A 25276-nucleotide genomic window follows, 5' to 3' on the forward strand; every position below is an offset into this window, starting at 1 on the left:
ATGACCGACGAGGAGATCCTGGTCGGCTACGACGGCTCCGCCGACGCCGAGGTCGCCCTGGCCTGGGCCCTGGCCGAGGCGACACACAGCGGCCGGCCGGTCCGCCTGGCGTACGTCTTCGAGTGGTTGACCGTGGCCGGCTGGCTCGGGCCCGGGGTGGCCCCCGGGGTGTGGCCCGACGAGACCGCCCGGCGGGAGGTCGAGGGGCTGGTCCGCCGGGCCGCCGGGGAGGCCGCCGCCCGGCACCCCGGGCTGACTGTGCACGGCGAGGTCTTCGACGGCCCGCCCGCGCTGTTGCTCCAGGAACGCTCGGCGGAGGCCGGGCTGCTGGTGCTGGGCAGCCGGGGGCACGGCGGGTTCACCGGCCTGCTGGTCGGCTCGACCGCCGTCTCGGTCAGCGCCCACGCCCACTGCCCGGTGGTGGTCGTCCGCACCGCGCCCGACGCCGCCCCGGCCGGCGCGGACACGGGGGCCGGCGGCGCCGCGCCGGCCGGCGGTGGCGCGGAGGCTGGCGGCGCCGCCGCGCCGGCCGGCGTGGACGCGGAGGCCGGCCCGGTGGTCGTCGGGGTGGACGGCTCGGAGTGCGCCCTGCTGGCGCTCGGCTGGGCCGTGGAACGGGCCGCCCAGCGCCGGGTGCCGCTGCGGGTGGTCCGGGCCTGGTCCCCGACCCAGTACCGGTCGCAGGGCTTCGACCCGGAGGAGGCGGCGGCCACCGAACGCGCCAGCCTGGACGAGGACCTGGCCCCGTGGCGGGAGACCTTCCCGCAGGTGCCGGTCGAGGTCGAGGTGTCCACCGGCAGCGCCGGCTCGCTGCTGCTGGCGGCGGCCCGGGGCGCGCAGCTCGTGGTGGTCGGCACCCGGGGGCGCGGCGGGCTGCGGGGCATGCTGCTCGGCTCGGTCAGCCAGCAGTTGATCCAGCACGCCCCCTGCCCGGTCGCCGTCGTCCGCGAACGCTAGGGATGTAAGGAGGGGCCCCCTGTTAACGCATTCTGTTGTACAGGGGGCCCCTCCTAACACCCGTCCCCGGCGGGCCGGCGCGGGCGGCGGGGCGCGGCGCGGGGGTCAGGTGGCGGTGGGGTCGAGGGAGAAGAACTCCTCCTCTTCCTGGGTCAGGTGCAGCCGCAGGACCGCGTCCAGCCCGTACAGGCTGGCGAGCAGGTCGGGGATCTGGTCCGGACGCAGCCGGCCGTCGCCGGCCTGGGCGAGGTGACCGCCGATCCGATCGACCAGCCGCCGGATCTCCAGGTGCGCCCGGCTCATCGTCGCCGTCGCCTCGGGGCTGCCCAGCGGCTCGGCCAACGCCGGGTAGAGCCGCCGTTCCTCGTCGGCCTCGTGCGGCAGCACCTGCTCGGTCAGCCGCCGGTGCGCCTCCCGCACCGCCGGCAGGCACTTCGGCGCGTCCGGCCGGGTCGCCAGCAGGTCGGCCGCGTCGCGGACCCGGGTCACCGCAGCGCGCACCGCGCCGTGCTGGCCGGCGTACCGGTCGAGCAGGTCCCGGGTACCCGAGGGCACGTCCCGCCGCCGCAGGCCGCCGCCGAGCGCGCGCAGCGCGTTGAGGATCACCACCACGTCGATGCCCTCCTGGAGGAACGCCCCGGCCACCGGGGGCAGCCGACCGGCGGCGGCGACCAGCATCGCCACCACGGCCAGTCCCATCCCGACGGTGGCGCTCTGCACCGCGACCCGCCGGGCGTACCGGGCGATCTCCACCGCGTCGGCCAGCCGGTCCAGCCGGTCCACGGTGAGCACCGCGTCGGCGACGTCCGCCGAGGCGGTCGCCCCGGTGGCCCCCATCGCCACCCCGACGTGCGCCTCGGCCAGCGCCGGGGCGTCGTTCACACCGTCGCCGACCATCACGGTGACCGCGCGCCCCGCCTCCGCCCGGACCCGCGCCACCTTGCCGGCGGGCGAGCACTGGGCCAGTGACTCGTCCACCCCGACCGCCTGGGCCACCTGCTCGGCGATCCGGGGTCGGTCGCCGGTGAGCATCACCAGCCGGGTCAGGCCGGCCTGGCGCAGCCGCCGCACGGTCCGCCGGGCGTCCGGGCGTACCGGATCCTCCAGCAGCACCGCCCCCACCGGCCCGCTGTCGTCGCTGACCCAGACGGTGGACCGACCGGCCACCTCGGCCCGGTCGCGGGCCCGCGTCGCCCAGTCCGGCAGGTCCCCGGCGACCTGGCCGACCCGGACCCGCCGGCCGTCGACCCGGCCGCTGACCCCGCGCCCCGGCTCCTCGGTCACCTCGGTCGGCGCGGTCAACGCCAGGCCCCGTTCCCGCGCCTGGGCGACCAGCGCGGCGGCGAGGACGTGCGGGGAGAGTTGTTCGACCGAGGCGGCCAGCCGCAGCACCTCGTCCCGGTCGCCGCCCGGCGGCACCACCGTCTCGGCCGCCCGGGGCCGGCCGGCGGTCAGCGTCCCGGTCTTGTCCATGAGCAGGGTACGGGCCCGGCCGAGCAGTTCCAGCGAGCCGCCGTCGCGGACCAGGACACCCCGGCGGGCCACCCGGGACAGGCCGGAGACGATGGCGATCGGGGTGGCCAGCAGCAGCGGGCAGGGCGTCGCCACCACCAGCACCGCCACCGCCCGCACCACGTCCCCGGAGAGCAGCCAGCCCAGGCCGGCCAGGACCAGGGTGAACGGGACGAACGCGGCGGCGTACCGGTCGGCCAGCCGGACCATCGGCGCCCGGTGCGCGGTCGCCTCCTCGGCGAGCCGGACGATCCCGGCGTACGTGCTCTGCGCCGCGTTCCGGGTCGCCCGCAGCCCGAACCCGGCCCCGGTGTTGACCACGCCGCTGCCCACCTGCTGTCCGGCCGCCCGGGACACCACCTGCGACTCGCCGGTGACCACCGACTCGTCCAGGGTGGCCGCCTCCTCGACGGTCCCGTCCACCGGCACCACGTCACCCGGGCCGACCAGCAGCCGGTCCCCCGCCGCGATCCGCTCCAGGGGCACCACCTCGATCCCGCCGTCGGCGGTGCGCCGGCGCGCGGTCCGGGGCGCCCGCTCCAGCAGCGCCCGCAGGTCCCGGGTGGCCCGCCGCTGCGCGTACGCCTCCAGGGCCCGCCCGGTGGCCACCATCAGGGCGATCACCGCGCCGGCCAGGTACTCCCCGACGGCGAGCGACCCGGCCAGCGCCAGCACCGCGATGACGTCCACCCCGAACCGGCGCCGCCACAGTTGCCGCAGCACCGACCAGCCGGCCGGTACCAACGCCACCAGCGTGACCACGGCCCAGACCAGCCCGGCCGCGTCCCGCCGGCCGGTGAACCACAGCACCGCCCCGGCCAGCACGGCCACGGTCGACGCGGCCAGCGGGGTCCACTCCCGCCAGCGCGCCCCGCGCCGGCGCACCGGCCGCTGCGGTACGCACTCGTCCGGTTCCGCCCCCACCTGCGGATCGTCTCAGCGGCCCGGCCGGGTCCGGGCCACATCCGCCAAACGCCGCCCCCGCCCACCCGGGTGGGCCCGGACCGGGTGGGGTCGAAGGGCCCGGTCCGGGTGGTCCTGCGACCCGTGCGGGGGGCCGGTGGATGGCCGAGGATGGTGGGGCAAGCCCGCCCACGGCAGCGCCGGGCTGGGGCACGATGGCAGAAACGGAAAGGTCGTGACGATGAGCCAGCAGCCGCCGACGACGGACCGCCCGCTGACCACCGCCCTCGCGGAGGCCGCCGCGATGGCCGGGCACGCCCCGTCGGTGCACAACACCCAGCCGTGGCGGTGGCGGGTCCTGCCCGACGCCCTGGAGCTGCGTACCGCCCCGGACCGGGCGCTGGCCGCCACCGACCCGGAGGGCCGGCTGTTGGTGCTCAGTTGCGGCGCCGCCCTGCACCACGCCCGGGTGGCGCTGGCCGCCGAGGGCTGGACGGCGACGGTCGAGCGGCGGGCCGACCCGGCCGACGACGGCCTGCTGGCCCGGCTGACCGGGTTGCGCCACGAGGGGGTGGACCCGACGGCGATGCGGACCGTGCAGTGCATGCAGGTCCGGCACACCGACCGCCGGCCGGTCAGCGAGGAGCCGGTGCCCGGCGACGCCCTGGCGGAGATCGTCCGGGCCGCGTCCGCCGAGGGCGCCCGGTTGCAGGTGCTGAGCCGGGACCAGGTGCTGGAACTGGCGGCCACCGCCGCGCACGCCGGCACCGTCGAGGCCGAGGATTCGCAGCTCCGCGCGGAGCTGGAGTACTGGACCAGCCGCTCCGGCACCGGCACCGGGCTGCCGCCCGAGGTGCTGCCCGAGCAGGCCCCGCAGACCACCGTGCCGGCCCGCGACTTCGGCCGCCCCGGCACCCTGCCGGTCGGGCCGGGACACGACCGGGCCGCCCGGTACGGGCTGCTCTACGGCGACGAGGACGAGCCGGTGGACTGGCTGCGGGCCGGCGAGGCGCTCTCCGCCGCCTGGCTGACCGCCACCCGGTACGGGGTGTCGGTGGTGCCGCTCTCCGGGGCGGTGGAGGTGCCCGGCACCCGGCAGACGCTGCGTCAGCTCCTGGCCGGGCTGGGGTACCCGTACCTGGTCCTGCGGTTGGGGCTGGCCGACCCGGCGCACGCCGGTCCGCCGCCCACGCCACGACTCGCCGTCGCGCAGACCGTGGACACCTCGGCGGTCCGCGATCACCTCCGCTGACCTCGGACGACGGGTCGACGGGCCCGACGCGGGGCGGCCGGCCCCCACCGGCCGGGTCGTAGCCGCCTCGTGCCGGACGGTGACGAGGGGTAGCATCCCCCGGTGGCCTCCAGCGCACCGAGTTCCCGCGATCCCGTGACCCCCTCGCTCGGCCTGAGTCCGCTGTCCCGGGTACGCCTGGACGAACTGCTCCAGGAGATGCTCGACCGGGTCGGCGACGTGGTCGCCAGCCGGGAGCGGCTACGGGCCCTGCTCGACGCCGTGGTCGGCATCAGCACCGACCTGGACCTGCGCAGCACGCTGCAACGGATCGTGCAGTCGGCCTGCGAGCTGGTCGGCGCCCGCTACGGCGCGCTCGGGGTGATCGGCGCCGACCGTCTCCTGCACGACTTCATCATCTACGGCATCGACGACGAGCTGCACGCGCGCATCGGCGACCTGCCGCACGGCCGGGGCGTGCTCGGGCTGCTCATCGACGACCCCCGCCCGCTGCGGATGCCGGACATCACCCAGCACCCGCGCTCGTACGGCTTCCCGGCCAACCACCCGCCGATGCACAGCTTCCTCGGCGTCCCGGTCCGCATCCGCGACCAGGTCTTCGGCAACCTGTACCTGGCCGAGAAGCAGGGCGCCGCCGAGTTCACCGAGGACGACGAGGAGATCGTGGTGGCGCTGGCCGCCGCGGCCGGCGTGGCGATCGAGAACGCCCGGCTGTACGCCCTGGCGCACCGCCGGGAACGCTGGCTGGCCGCCACCGCCGAGATCACCTCGGTCCTGCTCGGCGAGGTCCGGCGCACCGACGCGCTGACCCTGGTCGCCCGGCGGGCACGGGAGGTCGCCGAGGCGGAACTGGCGGTGGTGCTCCTCTACGACGAGGACGCCGGGCGGTTCACCGTGGAGGTGGTGGACGCCGCCGACGAGCAGGCCCCCGGGCTGGTCGGCGCGGTGCTGCCGGCCACCGAGACCACCTTCGCCGCCTCGGTCACCGAGCGCCGCCACGAGTTGCTGGAGAACCTGGCCGAGGCGGCGCCCTGGCCGGTGCCGGTCACCGCCGGGCCGGCGGTGCTCTCCCCGCTGGCCGCCGCCGACACCCTGCACGGCGTCCTGGTCGTCGTCTACGCGCCGGAGCGGGGCGGGGTCTCCGACGACGACGTGGCGCTGCTGGGCAGCTTCGCCGGGCAGGCCGCCCTGGCCATGGAACGGGCCCGGGGCCAGGAGGAGCGGGAACTGCTGGTGGTGCTGGAGGACCGCGAGCGGATCGCCCGGGACCTGCACGACGTGGTGATCCAGCGGCTCTTCGCCACCGGGCTGCAACTCCAGAGCGCCGCGCCGATGAGCACCCGGCCCGAGGTCGCCAAGCGGATCAACGCCGCCGTGGACGACCTGGACGCCACCATCAGGGACATCCGCCGGACCATCTTCGAGCTGCGGACCCCGGTGAGCGCCGCGCTGCGCACCGAGATCCGGGAGGCGGTCGCCGATGCCGGCGCGTCCCTGCCGAACCGCCCGTCCCTGGAGCTCACCGGCCCGATCGACAGCGCCGTCCCCGACGAGGTCCGCCCCGACCTGACGGCGGTGCTGCGCGAGGCCCTCTCCAACGCGGTACGCCACGCGCAGGCCGACCGGCTGGCGGTGACGGTGGCGGTGGACGCCACCTGGCTGACCGTCACCGTGACCGACGACGGGATCGGCATGGCGCCGACCGCCGCCCGCAGCGGCCTGGTGAACCTCCGGGAGCGGGCGGAACGCCACGGCGGCGACCTCAGCATCGCCCCGGTCACCCCCCACGGCACCAGCCTCCGCTGGACCATCCCCCTCCCCACCTGACCCCTGCCCTTCCCCGCCCCGCCCCGAAGAGGGGGCGGGGGCCTGGGAGGTCCAGGGTCAGGGGCGGCGGCGCAGGAGGCGGGTGGCGAGGACGGCGGCCTGGGTGCGGCGCTCCAGGCCGAGCTTGGCCAGGACGCTGGAGACGTAGTTCTTCACGGTCTTCTCGGCCAGGAACATCTTCCCGGCGATCTCCCGGTTGGTCAGCCCCTCGGCCACGTACTCCAGGATCCGGCGCTCCTGTTCGGTGAGGGACTTCAGCTCGCGGGGCTGCTCGACGCCGCTGCGGATGCGCTCCAGCACCCGGGTGGTGATCGCCGGGTCCAGCAGCGACTGCCCGGCCGCGACCCGGCGCACCGCGTCGACCAGGTCGGTGCCCCGGATCTGCTTGAGCACGTACCCGGCCGCGCCCGCCATGATCGCGGCGAACAACGCCTCGTCGTCCTCGTACGAGGTGAGGATCAGCCCCTTGATCGACGAGTCGATGGCCCGCACGTCCCGGCACACGTCGATGCCGTTGCCGTCGGGCAGCCGGGCGTCGAGGATCGCCACGTCCGGCCGGAGCGCCGGGATCCGGCGGGCCGCCTCCTGGGCGGAGCCGGACTCGCCGACCACCTCGATGTCGCCGCTGCTGGTGAGCAGGTCGGCCAGGCCACGACGGACGACCTCGTGGTCGTCGAGCAGGAACACCCGGATCATCCCTCGTTTCTACCCGGCCGGAGCCCGGTCGTACACGGGTCTTAGGTCCCGAGCACCGGGCCCGACCGCCCCGGCCCGCCGGACGCCGGCCCACCACCGGGCACCCCCAGCCCGTCGAGCGCCGGCTCCGGCCCGGGGCGCGCCGGTCAGGGGCCAGGGCGGTCGGGCCCGGCGGAACAGGTCGTCCGGCCCTGCCCGGACGGGGCCGGCCGGGGGCACCGTGGGGGAAGTGGAACACGGAAAGCGGGCCCGACCTGCCGTGAAAGGAGCATCACCATGGACACCGGCTTCACCGTCGAGCAGCTTCGGGCCGCCGCCCGGGACGCGGTCCGGGCACCGTCGATGCACAACACGCAGCCGTGGCGGTTCCGACTGCACGACGGCGGGATCGAACTGTCGGTCGACCCCCGCCGCCGGCTCCCGGCCACCGACCCGTCCGGCTGGGGCGGCCGGCTCGGCTGCGGGGCGGCATTGTTCAACCTGCGGCTGTCGCTGGCCGTGGCGGGCACCCCCGCCCGGGTCCGGATCCGCCCGTACCCTCACGATCCGGACGTGGTGGCCCGGCTGGTGCCGGACCTGCCGCGCCGACCGACACCGGCCGAGCTGAGCCTGCACGCGGCGGTGCCGCGCCGGTTCAGCAACCGGGCCCCGTTCTGGCCCGATCCGGTACCCGCCGAGGCGCGCTGGCTGCTCGGCGAGGCGGCCCGGGCCGAGCAGTGCTGGCTCGAACTCGTGATCGGCGTGAGCGCCGTCAACGCGTTCGCCGAGATCGCCCACAGCGCCCACCGGGTGCTGGGCCGCGACCCGGCGTACCGCAGCGAACTGGCCGCGTGGGCGCGCACCGGGCCGGCCCGGGACGGGGTGCCGGCCGCCGCCGGTGGCCCGGTCGCCGAGCCGCAGGACCTGCTGCCGACGCGCGGTTTCGGCACCCGTGAGCGGGCCCCCGGGCGTGACTTCGAGCCGGAGCCGCTGGTCGCCGTCCTCGGCTCCGCCGGCAACACCGCCGCCGACCAGGTCGCCGCCGGCCAGGCCCTGCAACGGGTCCTGCTCACCGCCACCGACGCCGGGCTGGCCGCGTCGCTGCTCTCCCAACCGATCGAGGTACCGGGGGCACGGGAGGCGTTGCGGCTGTCGCTGGGCCGGTTCGGCACGCCGCAGATGGTCCTGCGGATCGGGTACGGGCAGCCGGGCTGGCCGACCCCGCGCCGCGACGTCGACGAGGTGCTCGACCTGCCGGTCGGCCAGGCCTGATCCGGCCCCCGGTCGGAGCCTGGCCGACCGGGAGAACGGTCGTGACCCGCCGGGCGGGATCAGCCCGGCCGGGAGGTGCGAGGAGATGGTGGGCGATACTGGGTTTGAACCAGTGACCTCTTCCGTGTCAAGGAAGCGCGCTCCCACTGCGCCAATCGCCCGGGGGCACCGGCCCGGCGGCTGCCGTCGGGCGCGGCGGGCCACCCCGGATCGACGGGGCGGGCCACGAGCGGACGACGGGATTCGAACCCGCGACCCTCACCTTGGCAAGGTGATGCGCTACCAGCTGCGCTACGTCCGCGTGCCGCCGATCGGTTCCGGCGACGGGTCGAACTCTACCCGACGACAAGATCAGTCGGGCGACGCACCCCCGGCCGACCCGACCCGCCCGTGGTTGCCCTGCTCACCACCGGGGTACTGAACGCCTGACAGCACATCACACCCCCCGAAGGAGGCTGTCGTGGGTATCGGTACGAGCATCTTCCTGATCGCGGTCGGCGCGATCCTCACCTTCGCGATGGACGCCACGGTCGGCGGTGTCGACCTCGACGTGGTCGGCTGGATCCTGATGGCCGCCGGCGCCCTCGGCCTGGTCATGACGGCCCTGGTCTGGGGTCGCCGCCGGGAGGTCGTCACCACCCCCGCCGAGCCGGTCGAGTACCACCGGGTCGAGGAGCGCCGGGACGTCGTCCCGCCCCGCTGACCCGTACCGCCGCCGGGCCCCGCGCCGGCCCGGCGGCGGATCACCGTCGCATCAGACCGTTCAACGTGGCGTAGTCGTAGGCGTCGCCGAACCCGCCGTACGTGCCCGCGCCGTGCACCTCCTCGGCCGCCCGCCGCACCGTGGCGTACGCGGCCTCGGCGGCCAGCGCGCCGACGCTCACCCGGGCCACACCGAGTCGGGCCAGCTCCGGCACCGGCGGTGCGCTCGGGCCGGCGAGAATGTTCAGCGGCGCCTCGACCCCGGCCACCAGCGCGCCGATCGTCGCCGGGTCGACCACCCCCGGGACGAAGATGCCGTCCGCGCCCGCCGCCAGGTACGCCCGGGCCCGCGCCACCGTCTCGTCGACCCCGCCGGCCCCGCGCAGGTACGTGTCGACCCGGGCGTTGACGTACAGCGGCACACCGGCGGCGTCGGCGGCGCTACGGGCGGCGGCGAGCCGTTCGCACTGGTCGTCCACGGCCCGGACCGAGCCGCTGCCGTCGTGCCGGGTGTCCTCCAGGTTCACCCCCACCGCGCCCGCCGCGACCACCCCGGCGATGGTCCGCCCCACCTCGGCCGGGGTGGCACCGAAGCCGGCCTCGATGTCGGCGGTCACCGGCACGTCCACGGCGGCGACGATCCGGGCGACCAGGTCGACGGCGAGGTCACGGCCGAGCAGGTCCCCGTCGGGCGCGCCGAGACTCCAGGCCACCCCGGCGCTGGTGGTGGCGATCGCGGGGGCGCCGGTGGCGGCCACGATCCGGGCGCTCGCCACGTCCCAGGCGTTCACCAGGACCAGCGGCACGCCGGGGACGTGCAGGGAACGGAACAGCTCTGCGCGGGCACGGTTGTCGGTCACCCGGACAGTCTGCGCCAGCGGCGGCCGACGTGCTGTCCCGGGCGGGGACGGTTGCGTGGGCGGTGCCCCCGGTGGGGCGGCCGTGGCGGGTGGGGGGCGTGGCGGGCGGGCGGCGGCAGGCGCCGGGGCGTATCCTGCGAGGCGTACCGTCGGCGCGCCCGGCCCTGCCGGAGCCGCCCGGACCGGAGGAGGTCGTCGCGCCCAGGGAGACCGGCCGCCAGCTCGTCGCCTCGAACCGCCGGGCGCGGCACGACTACGACATCCTCAAGACCTACGAGGCGGGCCTGGTGCTGGCCGGCACCGAGGTCAAGTCGCTGCGCGCGGGTCGGGTGTCGCTGGTCGACGCCTTCGCCCAGGAGTTCGACGGCGAGCTGATGCTGCACGGCCTGCACATCGCCGAGTACGGCTTCGGCACCTGGACCAACCACCAGCCCCGCCGGACCCGCAAGCTGCTGCTGCGCCGGGTGGAGATCGACCGGATCCTGGCCCGGCTCGGGGAGGGCGGGCTGACCCTGGTCCCGTTGTCGCTGTACTTCTCCGCCGGCTGGGCCAAGGTGGAGCTGGCCCTGGCCCGGGGCCGCCGGTCCTACGACAAGCGGCAGGCCCTGGCCGAACGGGACGCGAACCGGGAGATCGCCCGGGAGCTGGGCCGCCACCTCAAGGGTCGCCGCCGCTGACCGCTCCCGGGCGCCCCGTCCGGGTCGGAACCGTCGGTCTGCGCCACCGTCCGGGCCGGGACCGTCCGGGTCAGACGGTGAAGGTGCGGAAGAGGATCGCCGCCAGGGCCAGCGCCAGGACGATGTTGGCGACGGTCGCGCTGGCGAAGACGACGATCGGTCGCCACCCGGCCTCGCGCAGCGCGGTGAGGCGGAACTCCAGCCCGATGGAGACGAACGCGAGGATCAGGAACCAGGTCCGGTAGTTCGCCGCGACGGCCTGGGCGGCGCTGTTGTCGGCGGCGGAGACGGAGTTGGCGTAGATCGTGCCGATGATCGAGGCGACCACGAAACCCAGCACGAACTTCGGGAACCGCCGCCACAACTCGACCGCCGCCGGCCGGCGGGCCCCCGCCTCGGCGACGCCGGCCCCCGCCTCGGCGGCACCGGCAGCGGCCGGGACCGGGGCGGCGCGGCGTTCCACCGAGAACGCGAAGTAGGCGGTGAGCCCGACCGCGACGAGCCCGATCAACGCGTTCTGGGTGACCTTCACGATGGTGGCGATCTTCAGCGCGTCCTCGCCGGCGAGGGCGCCGGCCGCGGTGACCGCCGCGGTGGTGTCGATGTTGCCGCCGATCCAGGCGCCGGCCACGGCGGGCGAGAGCCCGAACACGTCGGCCAGCCAGGGCAGCAGGAAGATCGACGGCAGCGCGAAGAGGATCACCAGGCTGGCCGCGTACGCCAGTTGCTCCCGCCGGGCGCGGACCGCACCGGCGGCGGCGATCGCCGCGCTGACCCCGCAGATCGACACCGCCGAGGCGAGCAGCGCGCGCAGCCGGTCGTCCAGCCCGAGCCGCCCGCCCAGCCACCAGGTGAACAGGAACACCCCGCTGATCAGCAGCAGCGCCTGCACGATCGCCGGGCCGGCGGCGGTGACCAGCAACGACAGGTTGATCGACACACCCAGCAGGACCAGCCCGGTCTTGATGAAGAACTCGGTACGGAAGGCCGGCGCGAACCGCTCACGCAGCCCGGTCGCGGTGAGCACCAGGTTGCCGAGCAGGCCGACCGCGATCGCGTAGACCGGGTACTCGACCGACTTGGCGACCCGGGCGAGGCTGGTGTCGGCCAGCCAGTCGGGCACGGCACCGTCCAGGTACTTCGTCAGGTACGCCAGCGCCAGCACCACGACGAGGCCGGCGGCGACGGCGGGCCACCTGACCGCGCCGGGCCGGGTGGCCTCCGGCGCCAGGGCGTCCGTCTCGTTGACCGGCACCCGCTGACCCGTCGGGGCACCGGCAGCCGTGCTGCCAGCGGGGGCGGAGCCGTCGGCGGAGGCCGAGGCGGGTGGCGGCGGGGCGGCGGCGGTCACTGCAACACCCCCCGGCTGATGACCCCGGTGAGGATCAGCACCAGCAGGAGGAGACCGACGGCGGTGGCCGCCCAGTCCTCGGTGACCTGGGGAAAGGCTCGTCTGCGGGCAGGGGGTACGGGTGTCTCGTCGCTCATGTCCGGCTCCTCGTACTGGCCGTGAGGGGAGGTCTGGTGTGCGCGGGGGCGCGCGAGGTATTCCGGCGTCGCCGGGTGGCCGCCACGGTCGTCCGGGCGGCGGGACGGGCCACGGGGCCGACGGGCCCGGCGTGCGGACCGCCGGTCGGATGGTGGGGCGTCGCCGGCCCGGGGCCACGGAAAGCCCGGGGCCACGGAGAGCCCCGGAGAGCAGAAGGACCCGGGCGGGCGACGCGAGAGGACGGGCCGTCAGGCCGGGTGGCGACAGACGGTGGCCGCCAGCCGCCCGTAGTCCACGTACCGACGCCGGGTCAGCAACGGGGCGACGGGCATGCGCCCAGTCCAGCACCGGCACCGGCGGTCGTCAATGCGAACGGCGCAAATATCCCACCATATGAGTAGGATATCGGCCGGGCGGCCCGGCCGACGGTCACAGGCCCTGCTGCCGGGCCATGCTGATGGCCTGCGCCCGGTCGGCGACCTGGAGCTTGGCGAAGATGTTGGAGACGTGGTTGCGGACCGTCTTCTGGCTCAGCCCGAGCCGCTGCGCGATCTGCGGGTTCGTCAGGTGCTGGGCGATCAACGCCAGGACCTCCCGCTCGCGGGCGGTCAGGTCGGGGAACGCGGGCCCCCGGTCGAGCCCGGCGAAGTAGCCCATCAGCCGGGTGGCGATAGCCGGGCCGAAGATGGCCTCCCCGTCGGCCACCACCCGCACCGAACGGATGATCTCCACCCGGCGGGCCCCCTTGAGCACGTACCCCCGGGCACCGGCGCGCAGCGCCGCGAAGACCGACTCGTCGTCGTCGGCCATGGACAGGATCAGCACCCGTACGTGCGGACTCATCCGGACCAGCCGCTCGGTGGCCGCGATACCGCCCATCCCGGGCATGGTCAGGTCGAGCAGCACCACGTCCGGTTGCAGGCGACCGAGCACCGCCAGCGCCTCCTCGCCGCTCGCGGCCTCACCGCACACCTCGACGTCCGGACTGGTCGCGAGCAGCGCCCGCAGCCCGGCCCGGAACGGGGCGTGGTCGTCAACCAGCAGTACCCGGACCTGGTCCATCCTCGTCCTCCGTGCCGGTGGGCAGGGTCGCGGTCACCCGGGTACCGGCACCCGGCGCCGAGGTGACCACACAGGAGCCGCCGAGTTCGTCGGCCCGTTCCCGCATCGAGTGCATGCCGACCCCGTCCGGCTCACCGGGCCGGCGGCCCCGGCCGTCGTCGTGCACGTCCACGCGCAGCCGTCCGCCGACGACGGCCAGCCGCACCTGCACCGTGGCGGCGTGGGCGTGCCGGCGGGCGTTGTTCAACGCCTCGACGGCGATCCGGTAGGCGGCCACCTCGGTCGCCGCCGACAACTCGGGCAGCGCCGACGGCGCGGTGAAGACCACCCGGGGTCCGTCACCGGGCCAGGCGGCCAGGTGCGACCGGAGCGCCCCGAGCAGGCCCATGGTGTCCAGCGCCGGTGGCCGCAGCCCGTTGACCAGCCGCCGGACGTCGGCGACGGCGGTGCGGGCGTCCACCACGATCTCCTCCAGCAGCCGCCGGGACTGCTCCCCCGGGCCCAGTTCCTGGGCCGCCTCGGCGCGCATCGTCAACCCGGCCAGGGTCGGGCCGAGGCCGTCGTGCAGGTCCCGGCGCAGCCGACGCCGCTCCTCCTCCCGGGCCACCACCAGGTGCTCCCGGGACCGCCGCAGGTCGGCCGCGAGCGACTGGGCCCGGTCGAGGGCGCGCACCGCCTGCACGGCGACCCCGATGTGCCGGGCGAGGTCGCGCAGCAGCCGCAACTCCCGCGCGCCGAGGGCCGTCTCGCCGGCCCGGGGCCCGAGCAGCAGGTACCCGACCGGCTCGGCGGCGACCAGCGGCAGCCGCACCGGGTCGGCCGGCCGGTCACCCAACCGGTACGACCGGCCGTCGACCGTCTCGATCGCCACGTAGGACAGTTGCAGCGCCTCGCGGACCGTCGCCGTGCTGGTGGCGAGCACGGCGGCGGCGTCCTGGGTCTGCTCCAGCCGCTGCCCGAGCCGGGCCAGCACCGCGTACGGGTCGTCGCGTTCGCCGTACACCAGCAGGTTGACCCGACGTTGCAGCCAGTGCCGCAGCGGCGCGAAGATCGACGCGGCGACGGCCGCCCCGACGAGCGACACCGGCAGGCTCCCCGAGGCGTCGAACCCGGCCCCGAGCAGGACGACGACCAGCACGTACGCGCCACCGACGGCCACCGACAGGGTGACGAAGACGGCGGTACGGCTGATCAGCAGGTCGATGTCGAAGAGCCGGTGCTGCCGGACGGCGATCCCGACCGCGATCGGGATCAGCGCGGCGCTGAGGCCACCGGCGAGGTCCCAGAAGACGCTGCCGTACGGCCAGATCCCGGGGTTGCCGTCGGTCAGGCCGGCGACGAGCCGCGCCGCCACCACGAGGACGGCCAGCGCCACCGCGTACCCGAGCCACTTGACCTGCTGGCGGCGGACGCCCCGGGCCCGGCGGGCCTGCCACGCGACGGTGCTGCCGGCGGCCAGGAAGACCATCGCGCTGGCCAGCGTCGCCACGCCCCCGGTGAGGTCGGCGACCGGCTGCCAGCCGGCCAGTCCCAGCGGGTTCGCCGCGCCGACCGGGGTGACCTGCTCGTTGGCGCCGGGACGGAACGCCCCGGTCAGCACCGCCAGCGCGCCGAGACCCACCACCACCCCGACGGCCGGCCGCCACCGGGCGGACAGCAGCCGGCCGTCGGGGAAGAACGCCGGGATCAACGCCACGGCGGCGTTGCCGGGCACCCAGAGCCAGTTCTGCGGCCAGGCCAGCGCGGCGGCGAGGGGCAGCGAGCCGGGCTCGACCACGATGCCGTGCGCGGCGTACTGACCGCACGCCTCCTGGAGGGCGAAGCAGAACCCGCCGGTGAGGGCGAGCCAGCCGACCGGGTTCGCCGGGCGGTGCGCCGCGATCACCGCCCCGACCGTCCCGCAGGCCACCACCATGAACAGGTGGGTCACGTCGCCGATCCCGGCACCGTTGTGCCCGGCGAGCCCCAGGGCTGCGGCCGTGAACAGCAGGACCGCCCCGCCGAGCGGCCACGCGGCCCGGCCCGCCCACCGGGCCGCACGGTCGGTCGTCATGGCGCCGCCGACACTAGACGATCAAACAGTCCGTGGGCCACGCGCGGCGGCGGGCTGCCCGAACGCCAACGCCAGGCCGGCGACGATCACCCAGATCCCGCCGGGCACCAAGGCGATGTACTGCACCGGGGTGAGCTGCGTGGCCGCGACCAGCAGCGCGGTCACCAGGCTGAAGACCGCCAGCCAGCGGCTGACCGAGCCGTGCCGCAGCCCGCCGACCGCGACCGCCCCGGCGGTCAGCCCGATCCCGCCCCACAGCCAGGCCATGGTGGCGAAGAGGGTGAGTTGCGGGGCGATCACGTCCGGGTCGTACTCCTCGGCCGCGCCGAGGGAGAAGAACAGTTCGGTGGAGATCCCGCCGCCGACCACCAGACCGACCAGCACCAGGCCGACACCGGTGGCGGCGAGCGCCGGGACCAGGCTGCCGGCCGGTTCCTGCGCCCCGAGGTACCGGTGCAGCCCCGCCCCGAAGACCGCCAGGCAGACCACGACGACCGCGCAGACCGCCTGGTGGGCCCAGACGTGACCGGTCCCGTCGGCGACGGCCGCGACGTACGCCGCGTTGTCCCCCCGGAACTCCTCGGCGGGGGCGGTCAGGGTGGCGGTGGCGAAGATCCCGACCAGGCCGACCAGACCGCCGAGGGTACCGGCGAGCGCCCAGGCCCGCCTCGGGCGGACCGCTGCCGGTGGCGGCAGGTCGGCGGGGTCGACGGGCGTCGAGAGAGGCTGCATCGGGCGGTCCTCCGGGCTGGTCGGGAAAGTCGGCACCGACGATGCCGGGCGGGTGTCCCGGTGCGCATGGGCAGCAGGTCCCGACCGACCGGGACTCTTCCGGGCACCCGGGTCCGGCGGCTCCGGAAACGCCCAGCGGCCCGGCCAACACGCCAGCGGCCCGGCCAACGCGCCCAGCGGGCTCCGGACGGCGAAAGGCCCGTCACCGGGTGTCCGGTAACGGGCCTACAGGAATCATTCCTGCACTGGTGGGCGATACTGGGTTTGAACCAGTGACCTCTTCCGTGTCAAGGAAGCGCGCTCCCACTGCGCCAATCGCCCTCGATCTTGCGAGGTGGAGACGGGATTTGAACCCGTGTAGACGGCTTTGCAGGCCGTTGCCTCGCCTCTCGGCCACTCCACCGAGGTTGCCCCCGTGGTGGCGGCATCTCCGAGCGGACGACGGGATTCGAACCCGCGACCCTCACCTTGGCAAGGTGATGCGCTACCAGCTGCGCTACGTCCGCGTGCCCCCGGATGTAACCCGGTGACGGATGAGAACTTTAGCCGAGCCCGGGAACAGTTGCCAAATCGGGGTCAGGTCGGCGCGCCGCCCGCTCACCCGCCAGGGGTGAGGCAGGCCACCCCGGCGCGGGCCGCCCAGCGCCGGACGCCCGGAGCGCCAGAGCTCGCCCGCCGGGTGCCGGACGGGTGCTGCCGGCAGCACGGGTCCCGCCCACCACCCCCAGGCTTCCTAGGAGCCTGAGTTGATTATCGGTCGACACCGGCCGCTTCCCGCGCCGGCCTCGTCCCGCCCGAGGCACCCGGAGCCCGGTGCACGCCGGCCGGGTCGACGGCCGGGCCAGCGACAGACGTCGATCACGACGGGTGCGACACCCCGGCCCGGGGGAACTGTCCGGCTTCCGACTGTTGGCCGCCACATCACCCGGAGCGGTCACTGTTTGTGCACGAACGGATAGGTTACGGTAGCGCCGTGACGAGACGTGCGGTCGAAATCCGGCTGGATGCCCTTTTGCGTACGGCCTGCGACGTGATCGCCGAACGCGGCCTGGCCAACACCAGGACGGCCGACGTGGCCCAGGCGGCCGGGGTGAGCCAGGCACTGGTCTTCTACCACTTCACCACCAAGGACCGCCTGCTGGCGGAGGCGTTCGCGTACGCCGCCGAGCAGGATCTGGCCCGGCTGGACGCGGTCGTCCGGTCCGCCGCCCCGCCACTGGTCAAGCTCAAGCGGATCCTGAAGCTCTACCCGCCCACCGGACGGGCCACCTCCTGGGCGATGTGGATCGACGGCTGGTCCGAGTCGCTGCGTACCCCGGAGTTGGAGAAGGTCTCCCGCCGCCTCGACCTGCGCTGGCGGTCGGACCTGGCCGCGGTGATCAGCGCCGGGGTGGCCGACGGCACCTTCGAGTGCACCGACCCCGCCGGAGCGGCCTGGCGGATCAACGCGGTGATGGACGGGCTCGCCGTGCAGTTCGCCGTGCACGACCGGGTGATCTCGCGCCGGCAGTTCGCCGAGTGGACCCGCCTGGTGGCCGCCCGGGAGCTGGGCCTGACCCCGGCCGACCTCGACTGAGGCCGACGGCACCGGCCACCGGCCAGGACCCGGCCGCCCCCCGACGACACCGGTTAGGAAGGGACCCTTCCTCTACCGAAAGCGTTAACAGGGGGCCCTTCCTTACCGCTCAGCGGCGGGCGGGGCGCCAGCGTTGGGCGCTGGCGGGCCGCTCCCACCGGCGCTCGGGCGAGGGCTCCGTGGGTTCCTCGGCGGCGCCCGCCGGGCGCAGCAGGTGCCGCAGCCGCAGCAGCAGGCTGACGCCGAGGAAGAGCAGCAGCCCGCCGAGCAGGAAGGCGGCGTGCACCAGGCCGAACCCACCCGTCTGGGCCGCCGGCCGGCCCGCCCCGGCCGCCGGTACGTCGGTGACCGCCTCGTCGGTCGACTCGATCGGCTCCTCCGTCGGGACGGTCGCCTCGACGGTCGGCTCGGCCGGCACGGTCGGCTCCACCGTCGGCTCGGTCTCCGGCGGGGCGGTCGTGGTCGGCGCCGGCCGCACACCCGCCCCGCCCACCGGGCGGGTCGCCGTCTGCCGGGCCAGCAGCCGCCCGGCGACGTCGTACGCCTCGGCGGCGAGGGTGACCCGCCCGTCCCCGACGTCACCGGCGAAGGCCACCCGGTACCGGGCGGTGACCGTGCGGTCCGGGCAGAGCGTCCCCGGGTCGAGTTGCCGGTCGGTCAGCCGCGCCACCGACCCCTCGGCACGCACCTGCACCGGGAACGATCCGGTCTCCTCCACCCGGTCGACGCGCACCTGGTCCAGCCGCAGGCCCTGCACCCGCACCAGCAGCGACCAGCGCACCTTCGCGCAGCCACCGGCCCGGTCGGTACGGGAGACCACGGCGGTGACCGTCTCGACCCGGCCACCGGCGGTGAACCGGTCCGGCAGGCCGCTCAGTTCGGTGCTGAACGCGGCGTGCGCGGGGTCGGCCAGGACCACCTCCACCCCGGACAGACAGGCCAGCACCACCCCGACCCGTAACGCGTACCGCCACACCGTCATCACCGCCCATGCCCTTGCCGGTCCCGTCCAGTGATCAACGCTAGGAGCGGTCCGGGGCACCCGGTAGACGGGCGTCTTCGCACGAACCGTCAACAACGGGGCGGCATGTCACCGACAGTGGTGAACCCTTCACCACCGCCCCGCGACACGCCCGGGATCCGCCGGAGGGACAATCTCGGGGTGTCCGACCTTTCGGCGACCTTCGTCCGGCTGCACGCCCGGCTCGCCCCGGTGCCCTTCGTCCCCGAGGTACGGCTGCACCAGGCCGACGAGCCGATCGGCTTGTGGGAGCTGACCGAGGGCGAGTTCCGCAGCGACCAGCCGCCGCCGTTCTGGGCGTTCGCCTGGGCCGGCGGGCAGGCCCTGGCCCGGTACGTCCTCGACGAGCCGGCGGTGGTCGCCGGCCGCCGGGTGCTCGACCTGGCCGCCGGGTCCGGACTGGTGGGCATCGCCGCCGCCCGCAGCGGCGCGGCGGCGGTCCGCGCCGTCGAGGTCGACGAGCGGGCGGTGGCGGCGGTGGCCCTCAACGCCGCCGCCAACGGGGTACCCGTCACCGCCGACCTCGCCGACGTCCTCGACGGCGACGCCGGGGACGCCGAGGTGGTGCTCGCCGGGGACGTGTTCTACAGCGAGGCGATGGCCAACCGGGTGCTGCGGTTCCTGCTGCGCGCGGCCCGGGGCGGGGCCCGGGTGCTGGTCGGGGACCCGGACCGGGCGTTCCTGCCCCGGCGGCGGTTCCGGCAGCTCGCCAGCTACCCGGTGCCGGTGCCCGAGGCGCTGGAGAGCGTACGGGTGAAGAAGACCACGGTCTGGGAGTTGGACCCCGCCCCGCCCGGCGCGGCCGGCTAGCGTGTCGGGGTGCTGTTCCGGAGTTGGACGGCGGTCGCCGAGCCCCCGCGACCGGGCCTGGTGACCCCGGCCGGTCCCGGACGTCCGGATCTCGCGGCCCCGCCCGACCGGCCCGCCCCCACCGCCCCGGCCGACGGTCCGGACCCGACGGGCCGTCCGGACCCGGCGGCCCCGACTCCGGGCGGGTGGCCGGACGTGGCGGTCGTCGCCGACCACGTCGGCGTGCGGCACCTGGTGGTGACCCGGCACGCGCTGGTCCGTCAGGTGCTCACCGACCCGGTGACCTACCGGCCGGACAACGCCCTCGACGCGGTGACCCCGGTCCCGGTGGCCGCGCTGCGGGTCCTCGCCGGGCACCGGTTCCGGTTGCCGCCGACGCTGGCCAACAACGGCGGGGCGAGCCACCCGGGGATCCGGGCCGCCGTCGCCGACGCGCTGCACCCGGCCCGGGTCGACGCGCAGCGCCCCTGGTTGACCGGGCTGCTCCGGCGGCGGGTCGCCCGGATCGCCGCCACGCTCGCCACCGGGGCCCCGGTCGACCTGCACGCCGAGGTCGCCGCCGACCTGCCGCTGCTGGTCCTCGCCCGGCTGGTCGACCTGCCCGACGCGCCGGTCGAGGCGGTCAAGGACTTCGCGCGGGCGGCGCTGGAGCTGTTCTGGGCGCCGCTGGACGACCACCGGCAGCTCGCCCTCGCCGCCGAGGTGGGCCGCTTCCACCGGGTGCTGCGCGGCTTCGCCGCCACCGGCGGCGGCCTGGCCGCCCGGCTGCGCGCCGCCGGGCACTCCCCCGACGTGGTGGTCGGCGCGCTCTTCTTCCTCCTGGTCGCCGGGCAGGAGACCACCTCGCAGTTCCTCACCCTGCTGCTGCACCGGCTCACCGCCGAGCCGGCGGTCGTCGCCGACCTGCGCCGGGGCGCCGTCGAGACGGCCGACGTGGTCGAGGAGGGGCTGCGGCTGGAACCACCGATCGTGACCTGGCGTCGGGTGGCGGCGGTCGACACCACGCTGGGCGGGACGGTGGTGCCGGCGGGTACCAGCATCGTGCTCTGGCTGGCCCGCACCGGGCGGGACCGGGCCGTGGTCGACTTCCCCGACGGGTTCCACCCCGGGCAGCGCGGCTCCCGCCGGCACCTGGCCTTCGGGGCGGGGGCGCACCGCTGCGTCGGCGCGCACCTGGCCCGGATGGAGGCGGGCGTGGTGGTCGACGAGGTCGCCCCGCTGCTGACCGGGGTGGAGGTGGTCCGGCCGCCCTGGTACCCGGACAACCTCACCTTCCGGATGCCGGACGCCTTCGTCGTCCGCCGCGCCGGCCGGCCGGTACCCGCGCAGATCCGCCCACCCCACGCCTGACGACCACGGCCCCGCCCCGGGGGCCGGCACCTGACGAAGGTCGAGGCGCAGCGGTGCCGATCGGCAGCGGTGCCCGGCCCGCCCGACGTCGATCGTGGAGGCATGACACCGCACACCGCACAGCCCCGTACCCGGCAGCCGGGACGGCCCGCCGCCGGGCGCGCGCTCGCCGTTCTCCTGTTGACCCTGCTGATGCTGCTGCCGGGCGGGGCGGTCTCGGCCCGGACCCCGGCGGGGCCCGCGCTGGCCCTGCCCGCGCCGACCGGCCGGCACCCGGTCGGTACCACCTGGCTGCACCTGACCGACCACGGGCGGGCGGACCCGTGGCGACCCGAGCTGCCCCGGGAGCTGATGGTCTCGGTCTGGTACCCGGCGACCCGGGCGGCCGGCCCGCCCGCGCCCTACACCACCGCCGGGGTCTCGGCCCGGATCGTCGCCGCCACCGGGCTGCCGGTACCACCGGAGCTGCTGACCACGGTCCGCACCACCGCCCGCCGGGACGTCCCGGTCCGGCCCGGCCGGTGGCCGCTGGTGGTGCTCTCCCCCGGCTTCTCGCTGAGCCGGGAGTCCCTCACCGGGCTGGCCGAGGAGCTGGCCAGCCAGGGGTACGTGGTGGCCGGCGTCGACCACCCGTACGAGGCGTACGGGGTCGAGTTCCCCGACGGGCGGGTCGCCGACTGCCTCGCCTGCGACGCCTGGGGGGAGGGCACCGCCGCCCGGGTGGTCGCCGGACGCGCGGCCGACGTGGCGTACCTGCTGGACCGGCTGCTCGGGAAGCGGCAGGCCTGGCCGGGCGCGCGGTTCGTGGACCCGGCCCGGATCGCCATGGTCGGTCACTCCATCGGCGGGGCCAGCGCCGTGCACACCCTCCGGAGCGACCGGCGGGTCGACGCGGCGGCGGTCCTGGACGGCACGCTCTTCGTCCCGGTGCCGGCCGGCGCCGTGGACCGGCCGGTCCTGCTGGTCGGGGCGGACCGGGAGCCGGACCACAGCTGGGTACGGGACTGGCCCGGCCTGGCCGGGTGGAAACGGTGGCTGACCGTGGCCGGCACCGGGCACATGTCCTTCACCGACCGCCCCGTCCTCGGCGCCCAGCTCGGGCTGGATCCCGGGGCCGTGCCGGCGGAACGCCAGTTGCTGATCACCCGGGAGTACGTGACCGCCTTCGTCGACCGGCACCTGCGGCACCGGCCGGCGCCCCTGCTCGACGGCGCCCGCCCCCGGTTCCCCGAGGTCACCGTCACCGCCGGGGCCCCGCACCCCGACCGGTCGTGACCGGCGGGGCTCAGTCTGCGGGTACCAGGCCCGCCTCGTGGGCCAGGATCGCGGCCTGCACCCGGTTGCGGACCTCCAGCCGGGTGAAGATCCCGGTGAGGTAGCTCTTCACGGTGCCCTCCACCAGGTGCAGGCGACGGGCGATCTCGGCGTTGGACAACCCGGCGCCGACCAGCGCCAGCACCTCCCGTTCCCGCTCGGTCAGCCCGGCGGTCCGGTCCCGGGCCGCCGGGCGGCGGGCCATCCGGTCCGCGCCGAACTCGATCACCCGGCGGGCGATCCGGGGTGACAGGTACGCCCCGCCCCCGGCGACCGCCCGGATCCCGGCGATCAGCTCGCGCGGGTCGCCGGACTTGAGCAGGAACCCGCTGGCCCCGTGGCCGAGGGCCCGGAGCACATGGTCGTCCTCGCCGAAGGTGGTGAGCATGACGGCGGCGGTCTGCGGCACCAGCCGCCGGATCTCGGCGACCGCGGCCAGCCCGTCCAGCCGGGGCATCCGGATGTCCAGCAGCGCCACGTGCGGGCGGTGGGCGCGCACCAGTTCCACCGCCGCGTGCCCGTCGCCGGCCTCGGCGACCACCTCGATGTCCGGGTCGGTGGCGAGGATCGCCCGGACCCCGGCCCGGATCATCGCCTCGTCGTCGGCGAGCACCACCCGCACGGCGGCCGGTCCACCGGTCACAGGATCACCCGTTCCTTGCTGGCCAGTCGGCCGTCGACGAAGCAGAGCCGGTAGCTCGGCTGGGCGAGGGGGAAGTTGCCGTCGGTGTAGTACGCGCAGCGCCGCCCGTCCGATGCTTCGGGTTGCGATGGCCCGGGTTGCGATGGTCCGGGTTGCTGCCGGGGCGGGTCCACCTCCCGGCGGGGCAGCCCGGCCAGGTCGGTACGGGGCGTGCCGACCCGCATCCGGTCGAACGCGGCCTCCGACAACACCGCGCCGGCGGTGGCGACCGGGTAGTAGACCAGCGACAGCACCAACGCGAAGCCCACCGGCGCGCCGAGGGCGAGCAGCAGGCTCCGCCGGACCTGCCGCCGGGCGGCCCGCAACTGCCACCCCGCCCCGTCGGCCCCGACCCGTTCCCCCGGCTCCACCGGCCCGTCGGCGTGCGCCGTTGACCCGTCGGCGTGCCCTGGCACCACCGGCGGGGCGGGGCGGGCCGGCCCGGTCGCAGTGGGCGGCTCGCCGGGCGGGAGCGGGGCGGCCGGCAGGAGGGCGGACACGGTGAACCCCCCGTCGGCGGTCGGCCCGGCGTGGAAGGTACCCCCGACCAGCCGGACCCGCTCCCCCACCGCGACCAGGCCGGTACCGCCGAGGGAGCGGCCACCGCCCCGACCGCCGCTTCCGCTGCCGACGCTCCCGCGCCGCCGGTCCGGACGGGTACCGGCCGAGGCGTTCACCACGTCGACCCGGACCCGGTCACCGTGGCCGGCGAGGGTCACCGTGACCGGCGCGCCGGCGGCGTACCGGGCGGCGTTGGTCAGCGCCTCCCGGACCACCCGGTGCACGGCGTGCGCGGTCATCGGCGGCAGCACCGACAGGTCCGGCCCGATCCGCGTGGTCACCGGCAGGCCGGCGTCCCGGGCCCGGGCGACCAGGTCGGCGACGCTCTCCCCACCGGGGTCGGTACCGGTCGGGGTGGCGTCGTCCCGCAGGACGCCGATGATCTCGTGCAGCCGTTCGGTGGCCGCCGCGACACTGGCCCGCACCTCCCCCGCCGCGACCCGGTGCCGGGCCGCGAGGTCGCGGTCCATCTCCAGCGCGGCGGCGCGCAGCGCGATCAGGCTCAGCTCGTGGCCCAACGTGTCGTGCATGTCCTGGGCGATCCGGGCCCGCTCGCGCAGGCGGACCCGCTCGGCGGCACCCGACCGTTCCCGTTCCACCGCCTCGGCGTGCTCCCAGCCGGCCACGGTCAGCGCGTGCTGCTGCCGGCGGTACCGGCCGACCAGCCACGGGAACACCCCGGCGAAGAGCAGCACGCAGGCCAGCACGAACCAGGTCGCCAACGCGGTGCCGAGCAGCACCAGGTTGAGCACCGTACCGCCGGCGGCGACGAGGGCGAACGCGACGGCCGCCGGGGCGGCGCGCGGGCTGCGCCACCCGGCCAGGTAGCTGAGGACCGGGATGGCGAAGACGACGTTGCCGTCGAGGTACGAGCCGACCAGCACCAGCCACACCGCGACCACCGGCAGCCGGCGGCCGACCAGCACGGCCGCCGTGACCAGGCTCAGCGCCCCGACCAGCGCGACCAGGTCGGCCCACCGGTACGGCGGGAGCAGTCGGCCGTAGACCAGTGGCGCCACGAGCACCAGCCAGAGCAGCCCGTCCCGGACGACCCGCGAGCGGTCCACCAGCCGCCCGGCCCACCGGGCGGGACCGTCAAGACGCCCGGCCACCCGGGCGCGGATCCGTCTGCGCACGGCGGTCGAGGCTACCCACGGCGGGACCGGCCGGACACCCACGAAAGTCAGGGGTACGGCACACGCCGAGGACACAGCCGGTGGCGACGGCCCGACCGGTGGCGACGGCCCGGCCGGGCGGCGGGGTCGGTCAGCTCACGTCCTCGGCCCAGGTCCGCCAGTCGTCGAGGACGCCGTAGAGCACCGGGGTCAGCCAGCCCGGCGCGGAGCGGCGGAACACGCCCGGGTCCATCTCGCCCGCGCCCGCCGGCAACGCGCCGAGCAGGTCCGGCACCAGGTCGCTGAGGTTGGCCCAGTGCACCAGCTCCGGTTCGGCCGGCCAGGCGCCGATCACCACGCCGGCCGGTACCGCCCGTCGGCGCAGCGCCTCCAGGGTCAGCGCGGTGTGGTTGAGCGTGCCGAGCCCGGCCCGCGCCACCACCACCGCCGGGGCGTCCAGCGACACCGCCAGGTCGGCCACCGTCCACGGCTCGCCGGAGGGGCGCAGCCCCATCGGTACGAGCAGCCCGCCGGCCCCCTCGATCAGCACCAGGTCGTGCTTGTCGAGCTCCTCGCGGATCGCGTCGACGGCGGTGTACAGCTCCAGCGGCTCCAGTTCGGCGACCCGGGCGGCGGCCAGCGGGGCCAGCGGGTCGGGGAAACTGGCCAGGGTCCGCCCGGTCAGCGGGGCGGCCAGCCGGGTCACCACGTCGAGGTCGCCGGGCGTGCCGGCCGCCGTACCCGTCTGACCGGGTTTGACCACCGCGACCCGGAGCCCGGCGGCCTGCGCGGCGGCGGTGATCGCGGCGGTCACCACCGTCTTGCCCACGTCGGTGTCGGTGCCGGTCACCAGCACCGGCCCGTGCCACGCTCC

At 76.0% G+C, this 25276-nt stretch carries 22 protein-coding genes and 5 tRNA genes; 10 read left to right on the forward strand and 17 right to left on the reverse strand.

Features of this window, described 5'->3' with window-relative positions:
• Nucleotides 1-957 (forward strand): universal stress protein, encoded by a 957-nt coding sequence (locus ACQUFX_RS16375; RefSeq protein WP_428961259.1) that lies wholly within the window; start codon nucleotides 1-3, stop codon nucleotides 955-957.
• A gap of 105 nt (nucleotides 958-1062) precedes the next feature.
• Here the strand turns inward: ACQUFX_RS16375 and ACQUFX_RS16380 are convergent, their stop codons facing one another.
• Nucleotides 1063-3393 (reverse strand): heavy metal translocating P-type ATPase, encoded by a 2331-nt coding sequence (locus ACQUFX_RS16380; protein ID WP_428961260.1) that lies wholly within the window; start codon nucleotides 3391-3393, stop codon nucleotides 1063-1065.
• A 220-nt stretch (nucleotides 3394-3613) separates the two neighbouring features.
• Between ACQUFX_RS16380 and ACQUFX_RS16385 the strand changes: the two genes are divergently transcribed.
• Nucleotides 3614-4624 carry an Acg family FMN-binding oxidoreductase gene (locus ACQUFX_RS16385; protein ID WP_428961261.1) on the forward strand — a complete coding sequence of 337 codons (1011 nt, stop codon included), beginning with the start codon at nucleotides 3614-3616 and terminating at the stop codon, nucleotides 4622-4624.
• 153 nt (nucleotides 4625-4777) lie between these two features.
• Nucleotides 4778-6451, forward strand: a complete 1674-nt coding sequence (locus ACQUFX_RS16390) for a sensor histidine kinase (protein WP_428966969.1) — start codon at nucleotides 4778-4780, stop codon at nucleotides 6449-6451.
• 57 nt (nucleotides 6452-6508) lie between these two features.
• Here ACQUFX_RS16390 and ACQUFX_RS16395 read toward each other — a convergent pair whose 3' ends face one another.
• Nucleotides 6509-7147 (reverse strand): response regulator, encoded by a 639-nt coding sequence (locus tag ACQUFX_RS16395; RefSeq protein WP_428961262.1) that lies wholly within the window; start codon nucleotides 7145-7147, stop codon nucleotides 6509-6511.
• Between the two features lie 276 nt (nucleotides 7148-7423).
• Between ACQUFX_RS16395 and ACQUFX_RS16400 the strand changes: the two genes are divergently transcribed.
• Complete coding sequence (locus ACQUFX_RS16400; RefSeq protein ID WP_428961263.1) at nucleotides 7424-8398, forward strand: Acg family FMN-binding oxidoreductase; 975 nt, start codon at nucleotides 7424-7426, stop codon at nucleotides 8396-8398.
• Nucleotides 8399-8484: 86 nt separating this feature from the next.
• Here the strand turns inward: ACQUFX_RS16400 and ACQUFX_RS16405 are convergent.
• Nucleotides 8485-8559, reverse strand: a tRNA-Val gene (locus ACQUFX_RS16405).
• Between the two features lie 67 nt (nucleotides 8560-8626).
• Nucleotides 8627-8699, reverse strand: a tRNA-Gly gene (locus ACQUFX_RS16410).
• Between the two features lie 159 nt (nucleotides 8700-8858).
• Between ACQUFX_RS16410 and ACQUFX_RS16415 the strand changes: the two genes are divergently transcribed.
• Complete coding sequence (locus ACQUFX_RS16415) at nucleotides 8859-9101, forward strand: DUF6458 family protein (protein WP_428961264.1); 243 nt, start codon at nucleotides 8859-8861, stop codon at nucleotides 9099-9101.
• Between the two features lie 40 nt (nucleotides 9102-9141).
• On the opposite strand, the gene ACQUFX_RS16420 is transcribed toward ACQUFX_RS16415, so the two are convergent.
• Nucleotides 9142-9960, reverse strand: a complete 819-nt coding sequence (locus ACQUFX_RS16420; protein WP_428961265.1) for an isocitrate lyase/PEP mutase family protein — start codon at nucleotides 9958-9960, stop codon at nucleotides 9142-9144.
• A gap of 164 nt (nucleotides 9961-10124) precedes the next feature.
• Between ACQUFX_RS16420 and smpB the strand changes: the two genes are divergently transcribed.
• Nucleotides 10125-10637: an SsrA-binding protein SmpB gene (smpB, locus tag ACQUFX_RS16425; protein WP_428966970.1), complete on the forward strand. Its 513-nt coding sequence runs from the start codon at nucleotides 10125-10127 to the stop codon at nucleotides 10635-10637.
• 70 nt (nucleotides 10638-10707) lie between these two features.
• Here smpB and ACQUFX_RS16430 read toward each other — a convergent pair whose 3' ends face one another.
• The 8 genes from ACQUFX_RS16430 to ACQUFX_RS16465 all read right to left on the reverse strand — a co-directional run bounded on the left by ACQUFX_RS16430 (nucleotide 10708) and on the right by ACQUFX_RS16465 (nucleotide 16479).
• Entirely contained in the window at nucleotides 10708-11988 is a 1281-nt protein-coding gene (locus ACQUFX_RS16430; protein ID WP_428961266.1) for a YeiH family protein, read from the reverse strand.
• Nucleotides 11985-12125 carry a hypothetical protein gene (locus ACQUFX_RS16435; RefSeq protein ID WP_428961267.1) on the reverse strand — a complete coding sequence of 47 codons (141 nt, stop codon included), beginning with the start codon at nucleotides 12123-12125 and terminating at the stop codon, nucleotides 11985-11987. Before ACQUFX_RS16435 ends, ACQUFX_RS16430 begins: the two co-directional genes overlap by 4 nt.
• 430 nt (nucleotides 12126-12555) lie before the next feature.
• Nucleotides 12556-13188 (reverse strand): response regulator, encoded by a 633-nt coding sequence (locus ACQUFX_RS16440; RefSeq protein ID WP_428961268.1) that lies wholly within the window; start codon nucleotides 13186-13188, stop codon nucleotides 12556-12558.
• Nucleotides 13160-15241: a sensor histidine kinase gene (locus ACQUFX_RS16445; protein WP_428961269.1), complete on the reverse strand. Its 2082-nt coding sequence runs from the start codon at nucleotides 15239-15241 to the stop codon at nucleotides 13160-13162. Before ACQUFX_RS16445 ends, ACQUFX_RS16440 begins: the two co-directional genes overlap by 29 nt.
• 21 nt (nucleotides 15242-15262) lie before the next feature.
• Entirely contained in the window at nucleotides 15263-15973 is a 711-nt protein-coding gene (locus ACQUFX_RS16450) for a hypothetical protein (protein WP_428961270.1), read from the reverse strand.
• 246 nt (nucleotides 15974-16219) lie between these two features.
• Nucleotides 16220-16294 (reverse strand) — tRNA-Val (locus ACQUFX_RS16455).
• A gap of 11 nt (nucleotides 16295-16305) precedes the next feature.
• Nucleotides 16306-16376, reverse strand: a tRNA-Cys gene (locus ACQUFX_RS16460).
• 30 nt (nucleotides 16377-16406) lie between these two features.
• Nucleotides 16407-16479: transfer RNA gene (locus ACQUFX_RS16465), tRNA-Gly, on the reverse strand.
• A gap of 467 nt (nucleotides 16480-16946) precedes the next feature.
• Here ACQUFX_RS16465 and ACQUFX_RS16470 point away from each other — a divergent pair.
• Complete coding sequence (locus ACQUFX_RS16470) at nucleotides 16947-17549, forward strand: TetR/AcrR family transcriptional regulator (RefSeq protein WP_428961272.1); 603 nt, start codon at nucleotides 16947-16949, stop codon at nucleotides 17547-17549.
• Between the two features lie 109 nt (nucleotides 17550-17658).
• Here the strand turns inward: ACQUFX_RS16470 and ACQUFX_RS16475 are convergent, their stop codons facing one another.
• The gene (locus tag ACQUFX_RS16475; RefSeq protein ID WP_428961273.1) at nucleotides 17659-18531 is read right to left on the reverse strand and encodes a hypothetical protein; all 873 of its coding nucleotides are present in this window, start codon (nucleotides 18529-18531) and stop codon (nucleotides 17659-17661) included.
• A 180-nt stretch (nucleotides 18532-18711) separates the two neighbouring features.
• Between ACQUFX_RS16475 and ACQUFX_RS16480 the strand changes: the two genes are divergently transcribed.
• The 3 genes from ACQUFX_RS16480 (at nucleotide 18712) to ACQUFX_RS16490 (ending at nucleotide 22005) form a co-directional block, all read left to right on the forward strand.
• Nucleotides 18712-19380 (forward strand): class I SAM-dependent methyltransferase, encoded by a 669-nt coding sequence (locus ACQUFX_RS16480; protein ID WP_428961274.1) that lies wholly within the window; start codon nucleotides 18712-18714, stop codon nucleotides 19378-19380.
• Between the two features lie 195 nt (nucleotides 19381-19575).
• Nucleotides 19576-20730 (forward strand): cytochrome P450, encoded by a 1155-nt coding sequence (locus tag ACQUFX_RS16485; protein ID WP_428966971.1) that lies wholly within the window; start codon nucleotides 19576-19578, stop codon nucleotides 20728-20730.
• 102 nt (nucleotides 20731-20832) lie between these two features.
• On the forward strand, nucleotides 20833-22005 hold the full coding sequence (locus ACQUFX_RS16490) for an alpha/beta hydrolase family protein (protein WP_428961275.1): 1173 nt from the start codon (nucleotides 20833-20835) through the stop codon (nucleotides 22003-22005).
• 10 nt (nucleotides 22006-22015) lie between these two features.
• Here ACQUFX_RS16490 and ACQUFX_RS16495 read toward each other — a convergent pair whose 3' ends face one another.
• From ACQUFX_RS16495 to bioD, 3 genes are all read right to left on the reverse strand, one after another.
• On the reverse strand, nucleotides 22016-22687 hold the full coding sequence (locus ACQUFX_RS16495) for a response regulator (RefSeq protein WP_428961276.1): 672 nt from the start codon (nucleotides 22685-22687) through the stop codon (nucleotides 22016-22018).
• Nucleotides 22684-24423: a sensor histidine kinase gene (locus ACQUFX_RS16500; RefSeq protein WP_428961278.1), complete on the reverse strand. Its 1740-nt coding sequence runs from the start codon at nucleotides 24421-24423 to the stop codon at nucleotides 22684-22686. The genes ACQUFX_RS16495 and ACQUFX_RS16500 overlap by 4 nt, the downstream gene beginning before the upstream one ends.
• Before the next feature lie 130 nt (nucleotides 24424-24553).
• Nucleotides 24554-25258 carry a dethiobiotin synthase gene (gene bioD / locus ACQUFX_RS16505; RefSeq protein WP_067374224.1) on the reverse strand — a complete coding sequence of 235 codons (705 nt, stop codon included), beginning with the start codon at nucleotides 25256-25258 and terminating at the stop codon, nucleotides 24554-24556.
• Between the last annotated feature and the right edge of the window lie 18 nt (nucleotides 25259-25276).

It is taken from the genome of Micromonospora fluostatini (assembly GCF_050410825.1).
Taxonomy (GTDB): Bacteria; Actinomycetota; Actinomycetes; order Mycobacteriales; family Micromonosporaceae; genus Micromonospora; species Micromonospora rosaria.